Origin of the sequence: Jiangella muralis, from assembly GCF_001270745.1 — a bacterium.
Classification (GTDB): Bacteria; Actinomycetota; Actinomycetes; order Jiangellales; family Jiangellaceae; genus Jiangella; species Jiangella muralis.
This window is the reverse complement of record NZ_KQ434753.1, coordinates 397,437-417,232: the sequence shown is the minus strand read 5'-3', so window position 1 is coordinate 417,232 and position 19,796 is coordinate 397,437. Positions and strand designations below refer to the sequence as shown.

The following is a 19,796-nucleotide window of genomic DNA, read 5'->3' as shown; positions in this document are numbered from 1 at the left end:
TTGTCGCAGGTCAGGGCTATCGGCTGCGGCCGTTACTCCGACGCGGGCCGGCAACCGCGCAGTTCGGGGACGATGCCGTCGCCCTCCAGCGGGATGTCGGCGGGGACGACGAGGTGCTCGTCCGGGCCGGCCGGGACCTCCAGGTCGAGCTGGCCGACGATGATGCGCCGCACGTCGACGGCGACGAGGTCGCAGGTGACGGCCAGGTCGGCGTCGCGGCGGATCTCGACCCGGGCGGTCAGCACGCCGTCGCGCGGCTCGTCCCAGGACAGCAGTTCGGCGTCGACGTCGGGACCGCGGGCCGCGCTCACGATCATCCAGCCGACGACCGTGGTGACCAGCAGCACGCCGATGACGACCGCGACGAGGACGCCGCGGCCGTTGCGGGCCGCGGGGCCGCCCGCCGACACTCGTCCGTACCGCTGCGCCAGCAGGTCGCGGTCGGCGGCGTCGTGGTCGCTCATCGGGATGTCCCCAGGGGCTGCGGGCGTTGTTGTCAGTGGCGTGCGGCACCATTATCCCGGAGGCGGCGCTCGAGGGCACGCCCGCCCCGCCTACAGACGGCGCCGCTCCGGGCAGCGGGGGCCAACCCGCCGGTGGGCGCCGCCACGCATACACGTTTCCGTTCGACCGATGGGGTTTCCGGTGTCCGAGCAGCTGCGGCTGATGCACGTCCACGCACATCCCGACGACGAGTCCAGTAAGGGCGCGGCCTCGACGGCGCGCTACGTCGCCGAGGGCGTCGACGTCCTCGTCGTCACGTGCACCGGCGGCGAGCGCGGCTCCATCCTCAACCCGAAGATGGACCGCCCCGAGGTGCTGGCCAACATCTCCGAGATCCGCCGGCGCGAGATGGACGCCGCCCGCGAGATCCTCGGCATCCGGCAGGAGTGGCTCGGCTTCGTCGACTCCGGGCTGCCCGAGGGCGACCCGCTGCCGCCGCTGCCCGAGGGCTGCTTCGGCCTCATGCCGGTCGAGAAGGCGGCCGAGCCGCTGGTCGAGGCCATCCGCCGGTTCCGCCCGCACGTCGTCACCACCTACGACGAGAACGGCGGCTACCCGCACCCCGACCACATCATGTGTCACAAGATCACCGTCGCGGCGTTCGAGGCGGCCGCCGACCCCACCCGCTACGTGGGCAGCGGCGAGCCGTGGCAGCCGCTGAAGCTCTACTACCACCACTCCTTCAGCCGCATGCGCATGCAGGAGTTGCACGACGCCATGCTGCGGCGCGGCTTCGACTCGCCGTACGCCGAGTGGCTGGAGAACTGGGACGGCGAGCAGAACTGGGACGACCGCGTCACCACCCGGGTCGAGTGCGCCGAGTACTTCCCGGTGCGCGACCGCGCGCTGCTGGCGCACGCCACCCAGATCGACCCCGACGGCCACTGGTTCGCCGTCCCGCTCGAGGTGTCCCGGGAGACCTGGCCGACCGAGGACTACGAGCTGGTCACGTCGCACGTGCCCACCTCGACGCCCGAGGACGACCTCTTCGCGGGACTGCGGTGAGCACCATGCCGGCCAGCGGTGTCACAATGGGCCGGCGGGGGACGACACGAGGAATGCCCGCCGCCTGCCGTGAGGCCCGCAGCGGGACCGGCCGGTAACGAGGAGAGACAGAGTTCTGATGGGCATCCTGCAGGCGGTGGCGTACATCGCGGCGGAGTCGGAGGCGGAAGACTCCGGGGTCGGCCCTGGCCTGTACGGCCTCCTGGTCCTGATCTTCCTGGTCGCCGCGCTGTTCCTGCTCTACCGGAGCCTGCGCAAGCAGATCCGCCGGGTCGATTTCGACCCCGAGGGCGTCGACGACGTCGAGCGGATGCGCGGGCACCAGGAGCCGCCGGAGCGATGACTGGTCCGGACCGCCGCCGCGCCGCTCGGCGGACGGCGGCCTCGCCCGGGTCGGCCGCCGTCGAGACACTGGTCGCGGTGCGCCGCGCCCGCGACTTCGTCGACCGACACTATGCCGAGCCGCTCGACCTCGCCGGCATCGCGGCCGCCGCCGGCTACTCGCGCTACCACCTGGTCCGTGCGTTCAAGGCGGCATACGGCGAGACGCCGGGACGCTACCTGCAGCGCCGCCGGGTCGAGCGGGCGCAGGAGCTGCTGCGCGTCGCCGACCTCAACGTCACCGAGGTCTGCCACCTGGTCGGCTTCACCAGTCTCGGCTCGTTCAGCCGGCTGTTCTCCGAGCTGGTCGGGGTGTCGCCGTCGCGGTTCCAGCGCGACGCGCTCGCCTCCGCGCCGCGGCTGATCCCCGGCTGCTACGTGCTCATGTGGGGCCGGCCCCAGCCGAAGACGGCAATCCTGGAGAAGCCCGCGGCCGCCCGCACCTTCTAACGTCGAAGCACCGACGGAAGGAAGGAACCGAACATGATCACCAAGCTGGGCGTCGCGACCGCATACGTGAGCGACTACGACCAGGCGCTGGACTTCTTCATCGGCAAGCTCGGCTTCGAGCTGCGCACCGATGTCACGATGGAGAACGGCTTCCGCTGGCTGACGGTGGGCCCGCCGGCCAGCCCGGACTTCCAGCTCAACCTCACCGTGCCGGGTCCGCCGATGCACGACGAGCAGACCGCGGCGGCGCTGCGCGAACTGATGGCGAAGGGCGCGCTCAGCTCCGGCGCCTGGAACACCGACGACTGCCGGGCCACGTACGAGCTGTACAAGGCCCGCGGGGTCGAGTTCATCCAGGAGCCGGCCGACCGCCCCTACGGCATCGAGGCCGTGTTCCGCGACGACTTCGGCAACTGGTACAGCCTCAACGAGCTCAACGACAAGGCGCTGGACCAGCAGGCGATGGCGGAGGCCTTCGAGCCCGGCCGCTGATTCGTGGTGCTGGCACCCCTTGACCCCGTCGCCCGCGCACGGTTTATTCCTGGGTGGAGCCCGCGCCAGAGGCCATGGCCTCACAGGGGGACGCGGGCGACGGGGAACTGGGGGGTTCTCATGACGCGTACGTCGCGTGCACGCGTAGCAGCAGCAGTGCTGGCCACGGGGGTGATGGCCGTCGCGGCGGTCGCCTCCGCGCCGGCCGCCGCCGCGAAGGGCTCGTCGACGCCGAAACCGGTGGCCCAGTTCGACGGCCCGCGCGGCGTGGACGTCGACCAGGCCGGCCGCATCCTGGTCGGAGCGTCCGACGGCACGATCAGCCTGGTCACCGACCGCGGCCGGCACCCGAAGGTCCAGGTCGTCGGCTCGGTGCCGAACACGGGGTTCGCCCCGGCGGTCGCGGCCGGGCGACACAACAGTGCCTACGCCCTGACCGGCGGCGGCGAGCCGGGCGCCGGTGCCGCCACGCTCTTCCTGTTGCGTCGTGGCAAGGACGCGACGCCGGTCGCCGACATCGCGGCCTACCAGCAGGGCGACCCGGATCCGTACAACCAGGAGGGCGAGCCCACCGAGTCGAACCCGTTCGGCGTGGCCGCGTTGAAGGACGGCAGCGTGCTGGTCGCCGACGCCGCCGGCAACGACCTGCTCCGGGTGTACCCGAACGGGCACATCGTCACGGTCGCGCGGCTGAAGCCGCGCACGGTGGAGGTGCCGGAAGGGCTGCCGCCGGAGTTCGACGGCGAGCCGCTGCCGCCCGCGGGAACACCGATCGTGGCGGAGGCCGTGGCGACCTCGGTGACGGTCGGCTCGGACGGCTACTGGTACGTCGGTGAGCTGCGCGGCTTCCCGGCGACGCCGGACACGTCGCAGATCTGGCGGATCAAGCCCGGCTCCCGCAACGCGGTGTGCGACCCGGAGCGGCCGAAGAAGGGCGACTGCCGGCGCTTCGCCGACGGCCTGACCTCGATCGTCGACCTCGGTGCGGGCAGCCACGGCAGCGTGTATGCCGTCGAGCTGGTGCAGCAGAGCTGGCTCCAGTGGGAGCTGGGTCTGGTCGACCCGCCGGTGGGCGGGCTGTTCCGGGTGCGGCCGGGCGGTGCGCGCACCGAGTTGGCGGCCGGTCAGCTGATTCTCCCCGGCGGCGTCGCGGCTGGGTCGCACGGACGGCTCTATGTCACCGGGCCGGTATTCGGTCCGGGCGCGCTCTCCCGAATCGGCTGAATGCCATTCGGCCTTGCCCGCTTTGTGTGCCGGCGGCGTGAATTCGCGTCGCGTCCGCCGGCACGCAAGCGTGGCGCGTGGCAATGTGTGCGTTTGCGTTGACAGCCGTCGGCTGGTAGGTGCATGCTCTGCTGCGTTAGCCGAGTCCACGAGTGGTCTCGGCGGGTCGACTTCCATAGCGTGGAGAAATTCTCCAAGGCCGGGGGGCAGTCGCCCTTCGGTGCCGGAGTCGCGAATTCTCGTGGCTCGTCCGGCGCCGAAGGGCGTTTGACCCTTCTACTTTCCCCGGCCATTCGGCGCGCGGGCATTCTTTTCACATGGGGGCGGACATGATGTCCGGTATGCGACGCCCGTTCGTGCGGGCCGTGGTGGGTGTCCTTCTGGTCGCCGGTTCGGTGACGGCCACCGGTGGCGGCGCGGCCGCGAACCAGAACGGCAACGAGCTGGTGGGCGGCTTCGAGGTCGACGGCAACTTCTACGAGGGCTTCGACAACACGACGACGGCCACCGGCCCGGACGGCGACCCGATCGACTGGGGGAGCGCCGAGATCTTCCCGGCGCTGGTGGACATCGTTCCCGACCCGCTCGGCGGCACCGACACGACGGTGTTCGACCAGGGCAGCGCGGAGGACGACACCGCGTCGTGGAACGACGACGGGTCGGCGAGCGCGCCCGGCAAGGGCGACATCGGCGACGCCTACCTCTTCGACCGCGTCGTCGACGGCGACCAGTACCTGTACCTCGGGTGGGAGCGCGGCACCGACAACGGCACGGTCCACTGGTACGTCGAGCTGAACCAGCTGCCCAACACCGTCAACGGCAACGACACTCCGGTGCCCGACCGCAGCGTCGGCGACCTGCGGCTCAGCCTGTTCAACCAGGGCGGCCAGGCGCTGGAGCTGGAGTCGGTGGAGAGGTGGGACGGCAGCGCGTGGGTGACCGCGGCCGACCCCTCCGACGTCGCCCTCGCCGTCAACGACTCCACCATCAGCACGCCGAGTGCCGTGTCGCCGCTGGGCGCGGAGCAGTTCGTCGAGGTCGGGTTCGACCTCAGCGCGCTGCTCGACGGCGACCAGTGCGACTTCACCGGCTTCTCCTCGCTGTGGATCCGCAGCGCGCCCGGCGCCAGTCAGAGCTCGGAGCTGAAGGACTACCTCACCGGCCCGGTCGACACCGAGGCCCGGTGCGGCGCGCTCACCATCGAGAAGCACGACCCCGACGGCCAGCCGCTGGGCGGCGCGACGTTCACCGTCGAGCCGAACCCGATCCCCGGTGCGGCCGACCCGGACAGCCTGACCATCACCGACAACGACGCGAACGACGCCGACCCGGCCGACGGCGTCATCGTCATCGACCCGGCGGAGCCCGGCGACTACACGATCACCGAGGCCACGCCGCCGCCCGGCTACATCCAGGACGGCGAGCCGCAGGACGTCACGCTGGAGGAGTTCGGCGCCGTGACGGTCACGTTCGTCAACGGCCTCGGCTCGCTCGCGTGGAGCAAGGTCGACGCCGAGTCCAACGACCTGGTCTGCTGCGCGACGTTCACCGTCGAGGGCACCGCCGGCGCCGCGGATGGCGTGTCGATCACCGTCGTCGACAACGGCGAGAACGACGCCGACCCGACCGTCGGCTCGATTCTGGTCGAGGGCCTGCTGACCGGCACGTACACCGTCACCGAGACGGTGCCGCCGACCGGCTACGGCCTGCCCGCCGACCCCGTCCATGAAGGGATCGTCATCGATGCGGACACCCCCGACGTCGTCCTGGAGGACGCGTTCGAGGACCCGCGGCTGCCGTCCGAGCTGACCGTCCTGAAGCTCGACGCCGACACCCAGCAGCCGCTGGCCGGCGCCACCTTCGAGCTGTACCTCGACGACGGCGACGGCGTCATGGACGCGCCCGGCGGCGACACGCTGATCGGCGACTGCACCACCGGCGACGACGGCACCTGCACGATCGGCGACCTCGCCTGGGGCAGCTACTACTGGTACGAGACCGCCGCGCCGCCCGGGTACGAGCTGCCCGCCGACCGGTTCAGCGGCATGACCACCATCGACCGCGACAACGCGGGTGGCGAGCTGCCGGTGTCGACCTTGACCGACCGGCAGATCCGCTCGTCCATCGAGATCGTCAAGACCGACGCGAGCACCGGCGACGAGCTGGCCGGCGCCACGTTCGTGGTGCGCCGCGACGACGGCGACGGCGTCTTCGAGCCCGCCGACGACGCGGTGGTCGACCCGCCCGGCGAGGTCGTCACCGACGCGACCGGCACGGTCACCGTCGACGGCCTGCTCTTCGGCGACTACTGGGTCGAGGAGACCGCCGCGCCGACCGGCTACGAGCTGCCCGACCCGGCCTACCAGGGCCCGATCGGCATCGGCCCGGACAACGCCGGCGAGACCGTCACGGTGACGTTCGCGGACCCGCAGGTGCTCACCGACCTGTCCGTGCTCAAGCTGGACGGCGGGTCCGACAGCGCCGCGCCCCTGGCCGGGGCCACCTTCGAGCTGTACGTGGACGATCCTGCCGATGGCGTCATGGACGCGCCCGAGGGCGACACGCTCGTCGGCGAGTGCACCACCGGCGACGACGGCCTCTGCACCGTCACCGGCCTCGGCTTCGGGTCGTACTACTGGCTCGAGACCGTCGCGCCGCCCGGCTTCGACCTGCCCGACGACCCGTACAGCGCATTCGTTAACGTCACCGCCGAGAACGCCGGCACCGAGATCGCCCCGCTGACGTTCTACGACCCGCGCAAGCCGGGTGAGCTCGCGGTGCTCAAGCTCGACGACACCGACGGCGCGCCGCTGGCCGGCGCCCAGTTCGAGCTGCACGCCGGTGACGCCGACGGCGAGGTCGTCGGCACCTGCACCACGGGCGACGACGGCACCTGCATCGTCGGCGACCTCGACTTCGGCACGTACGTCTGGGTCGAGGTCGCGGCGCCGCAGGGCTACGACCTGCCCGCCGACACCGTCAGCGACCCGATCGTCGTCGACGAGTCCACCGTCGGCGAGGAGCCGACGCCGTTCGAGTACCGCGACCCGCGGCTGCTGTCGGAGCTGTCGGTGCTGAAGGTCGACGCGTTCGACGGGACGGCGCTGCCCGGCGCGGAGTTCGAGTTGCACGCCGGTGACGCCGGCGGCGAGGTCGTCGGCACCTGCACGACCGGCGACGACGGCACCTGCACCGTCGGCGACCTCGACTTCGGCACCTACGTCTGGGTCGAGATCGCGGTCCCGCAGGGCTACGAGCTGCCCGCCGACCCGGTGAGCGACCCGGTCGTCATCGACGCGTCGAACGCCGGCGGCGAGCTCACCCAGGTGGTCGTGCACGATCCGCGGCTGCTGTCCGAGCTGGCCGTGCACAAGGTGGCCGAGGACACCGGCGACTCGCTGGCCGGCGCCGTCTTCGACCTGGTGTTCGCCGACGGCGACTACGTCGTCGGCACCTGCACCACCGGCGACGACGGCCTGTGCACCGTCGGGAGCCTCGACTTCGGCGACTACTACTGGGTCGAGATCACCGCGCCCGAGGGGTACCTGCTGCCCGACGACGTCACCAGCGACGTCGTGTCGATCACGGCCGAGAACGCCGGCACGCAGATCGCCGCCGTGACGTTCGTCGACCCGCCGGTCGAGCAGCCGCCGACGCCGACTCCCACCCCGACGCCGACTCCCACGCCGACGCCCAGCCCGTCACCGTCGCCGAGCCCGGAGCACCCGCTGCCCGACACCGGCACCGGCGGCCCGCTGGGCCTGGTGGCGCTGGTCGCCGCGGCCGGGCTCGCGGTGGGCGCCGCGCTGCGCTGGAGGTCGCGCCGCACCGTCTGAGCGCACGCCGCCTAGGCTGGCCGGCATGGCCAACCGCTTGCGCGACGCCCGCAGCCCGTACCTGCTGCAGCATGCGGACAACCCGGTCGACTGGCAGGAATGGGGCGACGACGCGTTCGCGGAGGCGCGCCGCCGGGACGTGCCGGTGCTGCTGAGCGTCGGGTACGCCGCGTGCCACTGGTGTCACGTCATGGCACACGAGTCGTTCGAGGACGAGCGGGTCGCGGCGTACCTCAACGCGCGCTTCGTGGCGATCAAGGTCGACCGCGAGGAGCGTCCCGACGTCGACGCCGTCTACATGGAGTCGGTGCAGGCGCTCACCGGGCAGGGCGGCTGGCCGATGACGGCGTTCCTCACGCCCGACGGCAAGCCGTTCTACGCGGGCACGTACTTCCCGCCGCAGCCGCGGCACGGGCTGCCGTCGTTCAGCCAGCTGCTGCAGGCCGTCGAGGAGGCGTGGACGCAGCGGCGCGGCGACGTGACGGAGTCGGCGGACCGCATCGGCGCGGCGCTCGGCGGGGGAGCGCGGGTCGGTTCCGGCGACGGCCCGCCCGGTGCGGACCGGCTGGACGCCGCCGTCGCCCGGCTGGCCGGCGAGTTCGACGCGTCCTCCGGCGGCTTCGGCGGCGCGCCGAAGTTCCCGCCGTCGATGGTGCTGGAGTTCCTGCTGCGCCACCACGCCCGCACCGGCGACGGCCGCGCGCTGTCGATGGTCGAGCAGACCTGCGCGTCGATGGCCGGCGGCGGCCTGTACGACCAGCTCGGCGGCGGGTTCGCCCGCTACAGCGTCGACGCCGGGTGGGTCGTGCCGCACTTCGAGAAGATGCTGTACGACAACGCGCTGCTGCTGCGCGTGTACACGCACCTGTGGCGGGCGACGCGGTCCGGGGAGGCGGCGCGGGTCGTCCGCGAGACCGCGGAATTCCTGCTCCGCGAGCTGCGCACGGCCGAGGGCGGCTTCGCCAGCTCGCTGGACGCCGACTCGCCGCCGGTCCCGGGCGCGGCGCCGGTGGAGGGCGCGTTCTACGTGTGGACACCGGCGCAGCTGCGCGAGGTCCTGGGCGACGACGACGGCGCCTGGGCGGCGACGCTGCTCGGCGTCACCGAGACCGGCACGTTCGAGCACGGTGCGTCGACGCTGCGGCTGCTGCGCTCGCCGTCGGACGACGAGGCCGCTCGGTGGGCGCGGGTGCGCCGCCAGCTGTTCGACGCGCGGCTGCCGCGGCCCACGCCGGGCCGCGACGACAAGGTCGTGGCCGCGTGGAACGGGCTGGCCATCGCGGCGCTGGCCGAGGCCGGCGCGCTGTTCGACCAGCCGGCCTGGGTGTCCGCCGCCGTCGACTGCGCCGACCTGCTGGTCCGGCTGCACCTGGACGAGCACGGCCGGCTGCTCCGCGTCTCCCGCGACGGCGTCGCCGAGACGCCCGCCGGGGTGCTGGAGGACTACGCCGACGTCGCCGAGGGGTTCCTGGCGCTGGTCGCGGTCACCGGCGACCCGGTCTGGCTGTCGTTCGCCGAGCAGCTCCTCGACATCGTCCTGGCGCAGTTCGCCGACCCCGACGGCGGCTTCTTCGACACCGGCTCCGAGACGACCGACGTCCGGCTGGCCGGGCTGCGCCGCCCGCAGGACCCCACCGACAACGCGACGCCGTCCGGCTGGTCGGCGGCGGCCGGCGCACTGCTCGCGTTCGCGGCGTACACCGGCTCCGACCGGCACCGCTCCGCCGCCGGCGACGCGCTGCGCCTGTACGACGCGCTGGCTGCCCGGGCGCCCCGGTTCGCCGGCTGGGGACTGGCGGCCGCGGAGGCGTGGCTGGCCGGCCCGGCGGAGGTCGCGGTCGTCGGCCCGGCGGACGATCCGCGCACGACGGCGCTGTACGAGGTGGCGCTGCGGTCCGCCTCGCCCGGCGCCGTGGTGGTCGCGGGCGACCCCGCCGACCCGGCGACGGCCGCCGTGCCGCTGCTGCGCGACCGCACGCTGGCCGGCGGCGCCCCGGCCGCCTACGTGTGCCGCGGCTTCGTCTGCGACCTCCCCACCACCGACCCCGCCCGTCTCGCCGTCCAGCTCGCCGGCTGAGTCCGCGCCGCCCCGGCCGCCGGGCGGATGAGAGCACGCTCATCGTCGGTTCATCCGCACGCCACGTGCGGGCTGAAACCTGGTCACCGAGCAGTCATCTCGACGCCTCGGTGAAAGGGTGCCCCCTCCATGACGGTGCAATCGCTGTCCGGCCTCGGACGGGCGCGCGTGGCCCTGTACTCCCACGACGCCCAGGGCCTCGGCCACGTCCGGCGCAATCTCGCCATCGCCGGCGCGCTCGCCCGCATCCGGCCGGCGCCCGACGTCCTGGTGCTCACCGGCGCCCCGGAGGCGTCCGCCCTGACCCGTCCGCCGGGCTGCGACATCGTCGGCCTGCCGGGGATGGCCAAGGACGAGGGCGGCCAGTACCGCTCGCGGCACCTGTCGGTGCCGGTGGGCGAGCTGGTCCGGCTCCGGTCCGCCACCATCGACGCGGCGCTGCGGGCGTTCGACCCGGACCTGCTCATCGTCGACCGGCACCCGTGGGGCTTCGGGCGCGAGCTGGTGCCGATCCTCGAGACGCTGGCCGGGCGCGGCCGGGTGGTGCTCGGCCTGCGTGACGTCCTCGACGAGCCCGGCCGGGCGCGGCGCGAGTGGGCCCGCGACCGCGCGTCCGAGGCGATCGAGCGCTGGTACGACCAGATCTGGTACTACGGCGACCCGCGGGTGCACGACGCGACGGCCGACCTCGGGCTGCCGGAGCGGCTGGCCGGCATGGTGGTCCCGACGGGGTACCTGGCCCGCGGGCGGCACCGGCGGCCGCACGGCGTGCCGCCCCGTCCGGTCAGCGGGCCGTTCGTGCTCGGCCTGGTCGGCGGCGGCGCCGACGGCTGGGCGCTGGCCCGGGCGTTCGCGACGACGCCGATGCCGGTGGGCCACGTGGGCGTGCTGGTCACCGGCCCGCGGATGCCGCATCACCGGCAGGCCGAGCTGCGGGCGATCGCCCGGACCCGGCCGGAGCTGCGGGTCTTCGAGTTCGTCGACGAGGTCGAGTCGTGGCTGGAGGGTGCGGACGCCGTCGTCTCGATGGGCGGCTACAACACGGTCTGCGAGGTGATCGCCGCCGGGCCGCCGCTGCTGGTGGTGCCACGGGTGCGGCCACGGACCGAGCAGCTGGTCCGGGCCGAGCGGCTGGCCGCCGCCGGGCTGCTGGACGTGCTACACCCGGACGGTCTCGACCCCGCCGTGCTGGGCGGCTGGCTGACCGCCGCGACCGGCGCGGCCGGCTCGCGGTCCACCGTCCGGCGTCCGGCGACCACCGTCGACCTGGACGGGCTCGAGCGCATCCCGGCGCTCGCGCTGCCGCTGATCGAATCCGCGTCCGCCCGTCGGGAGGAGGCCGGCCATGTCGCCTGACCGCCCGCGCATCGGCTACGTGCTGAAGGTCTACCCGCGCTTCTCCGAGACGTTCGTCGTCACCGAGATCCTGGCGCGCGAGACCCGCGGCACCGAGATCCAGATCTTCTCGCTGCGGCCGCCGGCCGACAGCCGGTTCCACGACACGCTGGCCCGGGTGAGTGCGCCGGTGACCTACGTGCCGCGCATCCGCCGGCCGGACGGGCTGTGGTCGGTACTCGCCGCGGCCGCCGCCGAACTGCCCCGGCTGCCGGAGGCGCTGCCGGAGCTGCTGGCCGCCGACGCCGAGGACGCCGGGCAGGCGGTCGACCTGGCGGTGCGGGTGCGCCGGGCCGGCCTCACCCACCTGCACGCGCACTTCGGCTCGGTGGCGACGACGGTGGCCCGGCTGGCGTCGCTGCTGACCGGCGTGCCGTACTCGTTCACCGCGCACGCCAAGGACATCTTCCACGAGTCGGTCGACCCGGCCGACCTGCGCCGCAAGCTGACCGGCGCCGCGCATGCCGTCACCGTCAGCGACTGGAACGCCGCCTACCTGGCCGACCGCTACGGCGCCGCCGCCGGCCGCGTCCACCGGGTCTACAACGGCCTCGACCTCGACGCGTTCCCGTTCCAGCCGGACGCCGCGGACCGCCCGCCGGTCGTCGCCGCGGTCGGCCGCCTGGTGGAGAAGAAGGGCTTCGACGTGCTGCTGGACGCGTGCCGGCTGCTGGCCGACGCCGGGCGGGAGTTCCGCTGCCGCGTCGTCGGCACCGGCCTGCTCGAGGCCGAACTGCGCGAGCGGTCGGCCCGGCTGGGACTCACCGGCGTCGTGGAGTTCACCGGCCCGCTGCCACAGCCGCAGGTCCGCGCCGTCGTGCGGTCCGCCGCCGTCCTGGCCGCGCCGTGCGTCGTCGGGACCGACGGCAACCAGGACGGCCTGCCGACGGTGCTGCTCGAGTCCATGGCGCTCGGGACTCCGTGCGTGTCGACCGACGTCGCGGGCATCGGCGAGGTGGTGCGCGACGAGACGACCGGGCTGCTGGTGCCGCAACGCGACCCCGTCGGCCTCGCCCGTGCCGTCGCCCGGCTGCTCGACGACACCGCCCTGCGGACCCGGCTGGCCACGGCCGCGCGCGGCCTGGTCGAGAAGGAGTTCGACGCCGTCCGGCAGGCACGCGAACTGGACGAGCTGCTGGTCACGCCGGAGCCGGCGCCATGAGGGTCGCCTACGTCTGCGCCGATCCCGGTGTGCCGGTGTTCGGGTCGAAGGGCGCGTCGGTGCACGTCACCGAGGTCCTGCGGGTGCTCGTCGGCCTGGGCGCGCGGGTCGACCTGTTCTGCCGTCGCACCGGCGGTGTGGTGCCGCCCGGCCTGGGCGGCGTCCGGGTGCATCGCCTGCCCACGCTGATCACCCGCGACGCCGCCGGCCGCGAGCGCGAGCTGCTCGGCCAGGCCCGGGAGATCGAGGCGGCCGTGCGGGCGGCCGGGCCGTTCGACCTGGTCTACGAGCGGTACTCGCTGTGGAACGCCGCGACCATGGGCTGGGCCCGCTCGGCCGGCGTGCCCGCGGTGCTCGAGGTGAACGCGCCGCTGGTCGACGAGCAGGCCGAGCACCGGACGCTCGCGCACCGCGACGAGGCGTTGTCGGTGCTGCGGGCCGCCGCGATGTGCGCGACCGTGGTGAGCTGCGTGTCCCAGCCGGTGGCCGACTGGGTCCGGTCCGTCGCCGGGCCGGCGCCCGTGCTGGTGCAGCCCAACGGCGTCGACGTCGACCGGTTCCGGCCCGCGCCCGGGCGTGGACCGCACCCCTTCACCGTCGGCTTCGTCGGCACCCTCAAGCCGTGGCACGGCGTCGGCGTGCTGGCCGCCGCGTTCGCCCAGCTCAGGCACGAGTGCCCGGAGGCGCGGCTGCTCGTGGTCGGCGACGGGCCGGGCGCGCCCGGCCTGCGGGCGTCGCTGGAGGCGTCGGGCTGCGCCGGATCCGCGGAGCTCACCGGTGCCGTCCCGCCGTCCGCCATTCCCGCCCTGCTGCGCACCATGGACGTCGCGACCGCGCCGTATCCGGCGGACGCCGGGGCCTACTTCTCGCCGCTGAAGGTCTACGAGTACCTCGCCACCGGGCTGCCCGTCATCGCCAGCCGCACCGGGCAGTTGCCGACGGTCGTGCGCGACGGCGTCGACGGCGTCCTGGTGCCGCCCGGCGACGCGGCGGCGCTGGCGCGGGAGCTGATCCGGCTCCGGCGCGACCCCGGCCGCCGGCGCCGGCTCGGCCGGGCCGCCCGGGCCGGCGTCGAGCGGCACCACACCTGGCGCGCCGTGGTGACGCGGACGCTCGCCGCGGCGGGGGTCGGCCTGGACGCACCCGTGCCGGAGACGGTGTGATGGCGGCCCGGCGGGCGGACCTGCGCTCGGCGCTGCCCGGGCTGCGCCGCACCCTGCGCTACCTGCGCCCGCACCTGCGGCCCGAGCGGTGGCTGCTGATCGGCGGCTTCGCCTGTCTGCTGGCCGAGGTGGCGTTCCGGCTGATCGAGCCGTGGCCGCTGAAGTACGTCATCGACGCCGTGGTGGAGCCGGGCGCGGCGGACCGGTCCGGGATCGTCGCGCTGCTGCTGGTCTGCGCGGTCGCGCTGGTGGCCGCCGCCGGGCTGCGGGCGCTCTCGGCGTACCTCATGACGGTCTGCTTCGCCCTGGCCGGCACCCGTGCGATGACCGCCGTCCGTGCCGACGTCTTCGCCCACGTGCAGCGGCTCTCGCTGCGGTTCCACGGCTCGACCAAGACCGGGGACCTGCTGACCCGGCTGGTCGGCGACGTCGGCCGGTTGCAGGAGGTGGCGGTGACGGCGGCGCTGCCGCTGCTCGGCAACGTGGTGGCGCTGCTGGGGATGACGGCCGTCATGGTGGTGCTGGACTGGCGGCTGGCGCTCATCGTCGTCGCGGCGTTCCCGGTGTTCGTGCTGGCCAGCTCGCGGTCCAGCCGGAAGATCACGTCGGCGGCGCGGCTGCAGCGCCGCCGGGAGGGCGAGCTGGCCGGCACCGCCGGCGAGACCCTCGGCGCCATCACCGTCGTTCAGGCGTACTCGCTGGAACGGATCCTGCAGCGGGTGTTCGGCGCGGACAACCAGCGGGCGCTGCGCGACGGCGTCAAGGCGTCCCGGCTGGCGGCCGGCCTGGAGCGCAAGACCGACCTGCTGGTCGGCGTCGCCACGGCGGCCGTGCTGCTGATGGGCGGGATGCGGGTGCTCGACGGCGCGCTGACGCCGGGTGAGCTGGTGGTGTTCGTCAGCTACCTCAAGGGCGCTTTCAAACCGATGCGCGACCTCGCCAAGTACACCGGGCGGCTGGCCAAGGCGGCGGCTTCGGGGGAGCGGATCGTCGACCTGCTCGAGACGGTGCCCGACATCACCGACGCCCCGCACGCCCGGCGCGCGCCCCGCTTCCGCGGCGAGCTGCGGTTCGACCACGTCGACCTCGACTACGGCACCGGAGAGCGGGCCCTGCGCGACGTCAGCCTGCGCATCCCGGCCGGCTGCCGGGTCGGGCTGGTCGGCCCGTCCGGGTCGGGCAAGTCGACGCTCGCGGCGCTGGTGCTGCGGCTCTACGACCCCACCGGCGGCGCCGTCACCATCGACGGGCACGACCTGCGCGACCTCACGCTGGCGTCGGTGCGCGGGCAGGTCGCCGTCGTGCTCCAGGAGAGCGTCCTGTTCGCGACGTCGGTGCGCGAGAACATCAGGTACGGCCGGCCGGGCGCCACGGACGCCGAGGTCGAGGCGGCCGCGCAGGTCGCGCACGCCGACGAGTTCGTCCGGCGGCTCGAGTACGGGTACGACACCGTGCTCGGCGAGCGCGGGACCGGGCTCTCCGGCGGGCAGCGGCAGCGCATCGCCATCGCCCGCGCCGTGCTGCGCGACGCCCGCATCGTCGTCCTCGACGAGGCGGCCACCGGGCTGGACCGGGAGAACTCGGCCGCCGTCCGCGACGCGATCCGCGCGCTCACCCGCGGCCGGACCACGCTGGTGATCTCGCACGTGCCCGAGGAGGTCGCCGACTGCGACGTCGTCGTGCGGCTGGAGGCCGGGCAGGTCGTCGAGTACCGGCCCCGCCCGCTGCCGAGGCGAGGTGAGGTCGTCGATGCTCGCCGACGCTGACCGGCTGCTGGCCGCCCGCGACCCGGACGTCCCGGGGCTGGCCGTGCTCCTCGACCCGGACGCGCTGACCGCCTGGCTGCGGTCGCGGTGGGCGGCGCGCGACCGGCCGCCGCCCGACGCCGTCGCCGTCCGGTACCTGCGCTACAAGCCGGGCACCGCTCTGGTGGCCGCGGTCGAGCTGACCTGGCCCGGCGCGACCCGGGCCGGCTTCGTCAAGGCGGTCGCCCCGAGTGCGGCGCCGAAGCTGGCGAAGCTGCGGGGCGCGATCGTCGACGATGTCCTCCTGCTCGCGTACGGCGACGCCGCCCACGACCGCCGGCTGCCCGCCCTCGCCACGCTGGGGACCGGCTTGCGCACCCTGCGGTACAAGCCCGAGCGCCGGTGGGTCGGCGTCATCGGCGACCGGGTCGTCAAGGTGCACCGTCCGCCGCTCGCGTCGTCCGTGGTGGACGACCACCGGGCGGTGCGGGCGGCGGGACTGCCGGTGCCCGAACTGCTGGCGGCGCGGCCGCGGCACGGGCTGGTCGCCTACCGCTGGATCGACGGTGACCCGCTCGACCGCGGCGGACTCGACGGCCCGGCCCGCGGGGAGGCAGGCGCGCTGCTGCGGCGGCTGCACGACTGCGCGGTCGTGCCGGGCCGGACCCGGCCGTCGCACCGGCTGGAGCTGGCCGGAGCGGTCCGGGCGGTCGCGGCAGTGCTGCCGGACGCCGCGGCGCCGGCTGCCGCTACGGCGCGGACGATCACCGCGGCGCTGGCCGGGTGGGATCCTCCGGTCGTCCCGGTGCACGGCGACTTCTCGGCCGACCAGGTGATCGCCGGGCCGGCCGGGCTCGCCCTCCTCGACCTCGACCGGTTCTGCGCCGACGATCCCGCCGCCGACCTCGCCGGCTGGGCCGCCGCCGAGATCGTCGCCGGCCGGGCCGCCCCGGACGACCGCGCGGCCCGGGTGCTCGGTGAGGTACTCGACGGCTACCGCCCGCCGTCGGCGCTGCTGGACCGGCTCGACCCGCTGACCGCCGCGGCGCTGCTGCGCCGGGCCGCCGAGCCGTTCCGCGCCCGGCACGCGGACTGGCCCCGGCAGGTGGCGGCACACGTGCAGCGGGCCCGCCGGCTGGTGGCGTCGTGACGGCGCGTCACCCCGACCGGGTCGCCCATCCCGTGACCGGCGCCGAGCTGGCGGTGGTTCGGGCGTGGCCGCGTCGCGACCAGCACGTCCTGCTGGAGTTGGCCACCCCGTCCGGTGAGCGGCTGGCCGGCCAGTGGTTCGCCGACGCCGTCAGGCGGGCCGACGTGGTGGCGGCCACCAGCGGCGCCATCGACGTCCCCGCGCACGGCGTCGTGCTGCAGCCGGACGGCGCCGACCGGAAGCTCCCCGCGCTGGCCGGGCTGGTGGCGCGGCCGGGCAGCCGGCTGCTGGTGCACCGTCCGGGACGCCGGGCGGTCGTGCTGCTCGACGGCGACCGCGGCCGGTGCTACGCGAAGGTGCTGCCGCCCGGTGCGGAGGTGGCGCTGGCCGGCCGGCTCACCGCGCTGGCCGCCGCGTTGCGCGGGGTCGCCGAGGTGCCGCGGCCGCTGGACCGGCCGCTCGGCGACGGAGTCCTGGCGCAGTCCGAGCTGCCCGGGCCGACCCTGTACGAGGCGGGCCCGTCGTCCGGCCTGCTGGCCGGGTGGGAGCGGCTGGGCGCGGCACTGCGACGGCTGCACGGCACCCCGCCGTCGACCGTTGCCGTCACCGCCACTCACGATGCCGCCGACGAGGAGGCCGTCACCGTGCGCTGGCTGCGGGCCGCGGCCGTGTCCGGGCTGCTGCCGCCCGTCGATGTCGCCGGTCCGCTGACCGAGCTGCGGACCGGTCCGCCCGGCCCCGTCGGCCTGCTCCACCGCGACCTGCACGACAAGCAGGCGGTCCTCCAGCCCGGCGGCCGGCTCGGGCTGCTCGACCTCGACACCGTCGCGGCGGGGGAGCGTGCCCTCGACGTCGCCAACGTGCTGGTCCACCTCGAGCTGCGGGTCGCCCAGGAGGCGCTCACGCCTTCGCTGGCCCGGTCGGCGCGGTCGGCCTTCCTGGCCGGGCTGGATCCGGACGACGCGACGCTTGCGCGGGCGCCGGCCTACGAGCGGGCGACCCGGCTGCGGCTGGCCGGTGTCTACGCGTTCCGGCCGCGCTGGCGGGAGCTGTCGCGGACGCTGCTGGCGGCCGCTTCGCCGTGAGCGGACGCCTCTTGGCGTAGCGGTGTAATGATGTAATCATCGCAACATGAGTAAAGACGACGACAACACCGTCGAGAGGCTGCGCGGCTGGCTCACCGGCCGGCTGCCGGACAACTGGTTCGACGGCCCCATCGAGGTCACCGTCGACCGCGAGGAGATCACGGTCGTGGGCCGCATCCCGGCGCCCGCCACCGACGACGTCTCCGAGGTGGAGCGCGACGCCGCCGTGGCCGGCCGCATCGGGGCGTTCCGCGAGAGCACGCGGGAGCATCGCATCGAGATCGCCCGCGAACTGGAGCACCGCAGCGGCCGCAAGGTCGCCTGGGGCGTCGACTGCGGCGACCGGCGCGAGCTGTTCACCCGGCTCGCCGCGCCCGTCATGACCCGGCTGCGGCAGCCGGAGCGGCAGGTCCTCGACACCCTGGTCGACGCCGGCGTGGCGCGGTCGCGGTCCGAGGCGCTGGCCTGGTGCGTCCGCCTGGTCTCCACGAACGCCGACGAGTGGCTCGCGGACCTGCGTCAGGCCCTCACCCAGGTCGAGGAGGTCCGGGCCGCCGGCCCGACCCCGTGACGCGTCAGGTGACGGCGACGGCGCCCACGCCGAAGGCGGCCAGCCAGATGCCCACGTGGTGGCTGACGAAGCCGGCCAGCGTGAACGCGTGGAACACCTCGTGGAAGCCGAACCACCGCGGCGACGGGTTCGGCCGTTGGGTGCCGTAGACGATGGCGCCCAGCGTGTACATGAGCCCGCCGACGATGATCAGCGTGACGACCGCCGCCCCGCCGTGCGTCGCGAACTCGGGCAGCCAGAACACCGCCGCCCAGCCGAGCGCCAGGTAGATCGGCACGTACAGCCAGCGCGGCGCGCCGTCCCAGAACACCCGGAATGCCACGCCGAGCAGTGCGCCCGCCCACACCAGCCACAACAGCACGGTGGCGTCGGTCTCGGGCAGGACGAGCAGCGTGAACGGCGTGTACGTGCCGGCGATGATCAGGAAGATGTTGGCGTGGTCGAACCGGCGCAGCACACCCTGCGCGCGCGGCGACCACCGGCCGCGATGGTAGACCGCGCTGATGCCGAACAACAGCGCCGCCGTGGCGGTGTAGATGGCCGCGCTCACCCGCACCTGGGTGGTCGGCGCCACGATGACCAGCACCACTCCGGCCAGCACCGCGATGGGGAACGTTCCGGCGTGCAGCCAGCCACGCAGCCGGGGCTTTACCGCGGCGACCGCGTCGCGCACCTGCTCGTCGAACGCCATGAACCCACCGTACCTGTGAATTCACCGCATCAGCGGTGCATGAGAGTACTCTCGGGCGGGTGGAAGAGACGTCCTGATGCTGGAGGTGCATCGGTCGATGGGTCTGTCCGACCTCGCCTACCGCATCTACGGGAAGCGCATCAAGCGTCAGCTCGACCGCGGCCGGCTGCCGCAGCACGTCGCCGTGCTGATGGACGGCAACCGCCGTTGGGCGCGCGCGCTCAGCGCACCCACCTCGAGTGGGCACCAGGCCGGCGCCGAGAAGGCCCGCGAGTTCCTCGGCTGGTGCGACGAGCTCGACGTCAATGTCGTCACGCTCTGGATGCTGTCGACGGACAACCTCAACCGGCCAGAGGAGGAACTCGTCCCGCTGCTCGGGATCATCGAGAGCCTCATCCAGGACATCGCCGCCACCGGCCGCTGGCGGGTGTACCCCATGGGCGCCCTCGACCTCCTGCCGCCGCGCACCGCCACCGTCATCAAGGAGGCCGCCGACCGCACCCGCGACCTCGACGGCATGCACGTCAACGTCGCCGTCGGCTACGGCGGACGGCGCGAGATCGCCGACGCCGTCCGGGCCCTGCTGCACGAGCACGCCGCCAAGGGCGCCTCGCTGGAGGAGGTGGCCGAGGTGGTCACCGTCGAGGGCATCGCCGAACACCTCTACACCAAGGGCCAGCCCGACCCCGACCTCGTCATCCGGGCCAGCGGTGAGCAGCGGCTGTCCGGGTTCATGCTGTGGCAGAGCGCGAACTCGGAGTTCTACTTCTGCGAGGCCCTCTGGCCCGACTTCCGCCGGGTCGACTTCCTCCGCGCGCTCCGGTCGTACAGCGAGCGAGAACGCCGCTACGGCCGCTAGGGGCGG

Annotated in this window: 17 protein-coding genes; 15 read left to right on the top strand and 2 right to left on the bottom strand. The window is 74.2% G+C overall.

All coding sequences use genetic code 11. The annotated features are described in order from the left end of the window. Positions 1-32: 32 nt before the first annotated feature. Entirely contained in the window at positions 33-464 is a 432-nt protein-coding gene (locus ACW62_RS07625) for a DUF4307 domain-containing protein (protein WP_053203469.1), read from the bottom strand. Between the two features lie 181 nt (positions 465-645). On the opposite strand from ACW62_RS07625, the gene mca reads away from it, so the two are divergent. The 14 genes from mca to ACW62_RS07555 all read left to right on the top strand — a co-directional run bounded on the left by mca (position 646) and on the right by ACW62_RS07555 (position 18,240). Beyond that, positions 646-1,509, top strand: coding sequence for a mycothiol conjugate amidase Mca (gene mca / locus ACW62_RS07620; protein ID WP_053203468.1), 864 nt, complete (start codon positions 646-648; stop codon positions 1,507-1,509). A gap of 118 nt (positions 1,510-1,627) precedes the next feature. Further along, positions 1,628-1,852, top strand: a complete 225-nt coding sequence (locus tag ACW62_RS07615; protein ID WP_053203467.1) for a hypothetical protein — start codon at positions 1,628-1,630, stop codon at positions 1,850-1,852. Then, the gene (locus tag ACW62_RS07610; RefSeq protein ID WP_083459401.1) at positions 1,849-2,340 is read left to right on the top strand and encodes a helix-turn-helix transcriptional regulator; all 492 of its coding nucleotides are present in this window, start codon (positions 1,849-1,851) and stop codon (positions 2,338-2,340) included. The genes ACW62_RS07615 and ACW62_RS07610 overlap by 4 nt, the downstream gene beginning before the upstream one ends. 33 nt (positions 2,341-2,373) lie before the next feature. Next, positions 2,374-2,832, top strand: a complete 459-nt coding sequence (locus ACW62_RS07605; protein WP_053203466.1) for a VOC family protein — start codon at positions 2,374-2,376, stop codon at positions 2,830-2,832. Positions 2,833-2,988: 156 nt separating this feature from the next. Beyond that, entirely contained in the window at positions 2,989-4,056 is a 1,068-nt protein-coding gene (locus ACW62_RS07600) for a ScyD/ScyE family protein (RefSeq protein ID WP_053203465.1), read from the top strand. A 341-nt stretch (positions 4,057-4,397) separates the two neighbouring features. Then, a complete protein-coding gene (locus tag ACW62_RS07595) occupies positions 4,398-7,892 on the top strand; it encodes a SpaA isopeptide-forming pilin-related protein (RefSeq protein WP_053203464.1) in 3,495 nt (1,164 codons plus the stop codon). Between the two features lie 25 nt (positions 7,893-7,917). Then, complete coding sequence (locus ACW62_RS07590) at positions 7,918-9,969, top strand: thioredoxin domain-containing protein (RefSeq protein ID WP_053203463.1); 2,052 nt, start codon at positions 7,918-7,920, stop codon at positions 9,967-9,969. 129 nt (positions 9,970-10,098) lie between these two features. Further along, on the top strand, positions 10,099-11,325 hold the full coding sequence (locus ACW62_RS07585) for a glycosyltransferase family protein (protein WP_053203462.1): 1,227 nt from the start codon (positions 10,099-10,101) through the stop codon (positions 11,323-11,325). Continuing rightward, positions 11,315-12,526 (top strand): glycosyltransferase family 4 protein, encoded by a 1,212-nt coding sequence (locus ACW62_RS07580; protein WP_053203461.1) that lies wholly within the window; start codon positions 11,315-11,317, stop codon positions 12,524-12,526. The genes ACW62_RS07585 and ACW62_RS07580 overlap by 11 nt, the downstream gene beginning before the upstream one ends. Next, positions 12,523-13,689 (top strand): glycosyltransferase family 4 protein, encoded by a 1,167-nt coding sequence (locus tag ACW62_RS07575; RefSeq protein ID WP_053203460.1) that lies wholly within the window; start codon positions 12,523-12,525, stop codon positions 13,687-13,689. The genes ACW62_RS07580 and ACW62_RS07575 overlap by 4 nt, the downstream gene beginning before the upstream one ends. Next, entirely contained in the window at positions 13,689-15,455 is a 1,767-nt protein-coding gene (locus tag ACW62_RS07570) for an ABC transporter ATP-binding protein (protein WP_053203459.1), read from the top strand. The genes ACW62_RS07575 and ACW62_RS07570 overlap by 1 nt, the downstream gene beginning before the upstream one ends. Then, positions 15,439-16,584 carry a BUD32 family EKC/KEOPS complex subunit gene (locus tag ACW62_RS07565; RefSeq protein WP_053203458.1) on the top strand — a complete coding sequence of 382 codons (1,146 nt, stop codon included), beginning with the start codon at positions 15,439-15,441 and terminating at the stop codon, positions 16,582-16,584. Before ACW62_RS07570 ends, ACW62_RS07565 begins: the two co-directional genes overlap by 17 nt. Beyond that, positions 16,581-17,669 (top strand): aminoglycoside phosphotransferase family protein, encoded by a 1,089-nt coding sequence (locus ACW62_RS07560; protein ID WP_053203457.1) that lies wholly within the window; start codon positions 16,581-16,583, stop codon positions 17,667-17,669. The genes ACW62_RS07565 and ACW62_RS07560 overlap by 4 nt, the downstream gene beginning before the upstream one ends. A gap of 46 nt (positions 17,670-17,715) precedes the next feature. After that, a complete protein-coding gene (locus tag ACW62_RS07555; RefSeq protein ID WP_053203456.1) occupies positions 17,716-18,240 on the top strand; it encodes a hypothetical protein in 525 nt (174 codons plus the stop codon). 4 nt (positions 18,241-18,244) lie between these two features. On the opposite strand, the gene trhA is transcribed toward ACW62_RS07555, so the two are convergent. Then, positions 18,245-18,931, bottom strand: coding sequence for a PAQR family membrane homeostasis protein TrhA (gene trhA, locus ACW62_RS07550; RefSeq protein ID WP_053203455.1), 687 nt, complete (start codon positions 18,929-18,931; stop codon positions 18,245-18,247). A gap of 97 nt (positions 18,932-19,028) precedes the next feature. On the opposite strand from trhA, the gene ACW62_RS07545 reads away from it, so the two are divergent. Then, positions 19,029-19,790 carry an isoprenyl transferase gene (locus ACW62_RS07545; protein ID WP_053203604.1) on the top strand — a complete coding sequence of 254 codons (762 nt, stop codon included), beginning with the start codon at positions 19,029-19,031 and terminating at the stop codon, positions 19,788-19,790. The last annotated feature ends 6 nt before the right edge of the window (positions 19,791-19,796 follow it).

Coding starts and splice junctions, on each gene's coding strand:
- ACW62_RS07625 (WP_053203469.1), bottom strand. CDS start 464: ATGAGCGACCACGACGCCGCCGACCGCGACCTGCTGGCGCAGCGGTAC.
- ACW62_RS07615 (WP_053203467.1), top strand. CDS start 1,628: ATGGGCATCCTGCAGGCGGTGGCGTACATCGCGGCGGAGTCGGAGGCG.
- ACW62_RS07610 (WP_083459401.1), top strand. CDS start 1,849: ATGACTGGTCCGGACCGCCGCCGCGCCGCTCGGCGGACGGCGGCCTCG.
- ACW62_RS07605 (WP_053203466.1), top strand. CDS start 2,374: ATGATCACCAAGCTGGGCGTCGCGACCGCATACGTGAGCGACTACGAC.
- ACW62_RS07595 (WP_053203464.1), top strand. CDS start 4,398: ATGCGACGCCCGTTCGTGCGGGCCGTGGTGGGTGTCCTTCTGGTCGCC.
- ACW62_RS07590 (WP_053203463.1), top strand. CDS start 7,918: ATGGCCAACCGCTTGCGCGACGCCCGCAGCCCGTACCTGCTGCAGCAT.
- ACW62_RS07585 (WP_053203462.1), top strand. CDS start 10,099: ATGACGGTGCAATCGCTGTCCGGCCTCGGACGGGCGCGCGTGGCCCTG.
- ACW62_RS07580 (WP_053203461.1), top strand. CDS start 11,315: ATGTCGCCTGACCGCCCGCGCATCGGCTACGTGCTGAAGGTCTACCCG.
- ACW62_RS07575 (WP_053203460.1), top strand. CDS start 12,523: ATGAGGGTCGCCTACGTCTGCGCCGATCCCGGTGTGCCGGTGTTCGGG.
- ACW62_RS07570 (WP_053203459.1), top strand. CDS start 13,689: ATGGCGGCCCGGCGGGCGGACCTGCGCTCGGCGCTGCCCGGGCTGCGC.
- ACW62_RS07565 (WP_053203458.1), top strand. CDS start 15,439: ATGCTCGCCGACGCTGACCGGCTGCTGGCCGCCCGCGACCCGGACGTC.
- ACW62_RS07555 (WP_053203456.1), top strand. CDS start 17,716: ATGAGTAAAGACGACGACAACACCGTCGAGAGGCTGCGCGGCTGGCTC.
- trhA (WP_053203455.1), bottom strand. CDS start 18,931: ATGGCGTTCGACGAGCAGGTGCGCGACGCGGTCGCCGCGGTAAAGCCC.
- ACW62_RS07545 (WP_053203604.1), top strand. CDS start 19,029: ATGGGTCTGTCCGACCTCGCCTACCGCATCTACGGGAAGCGCATCAAG.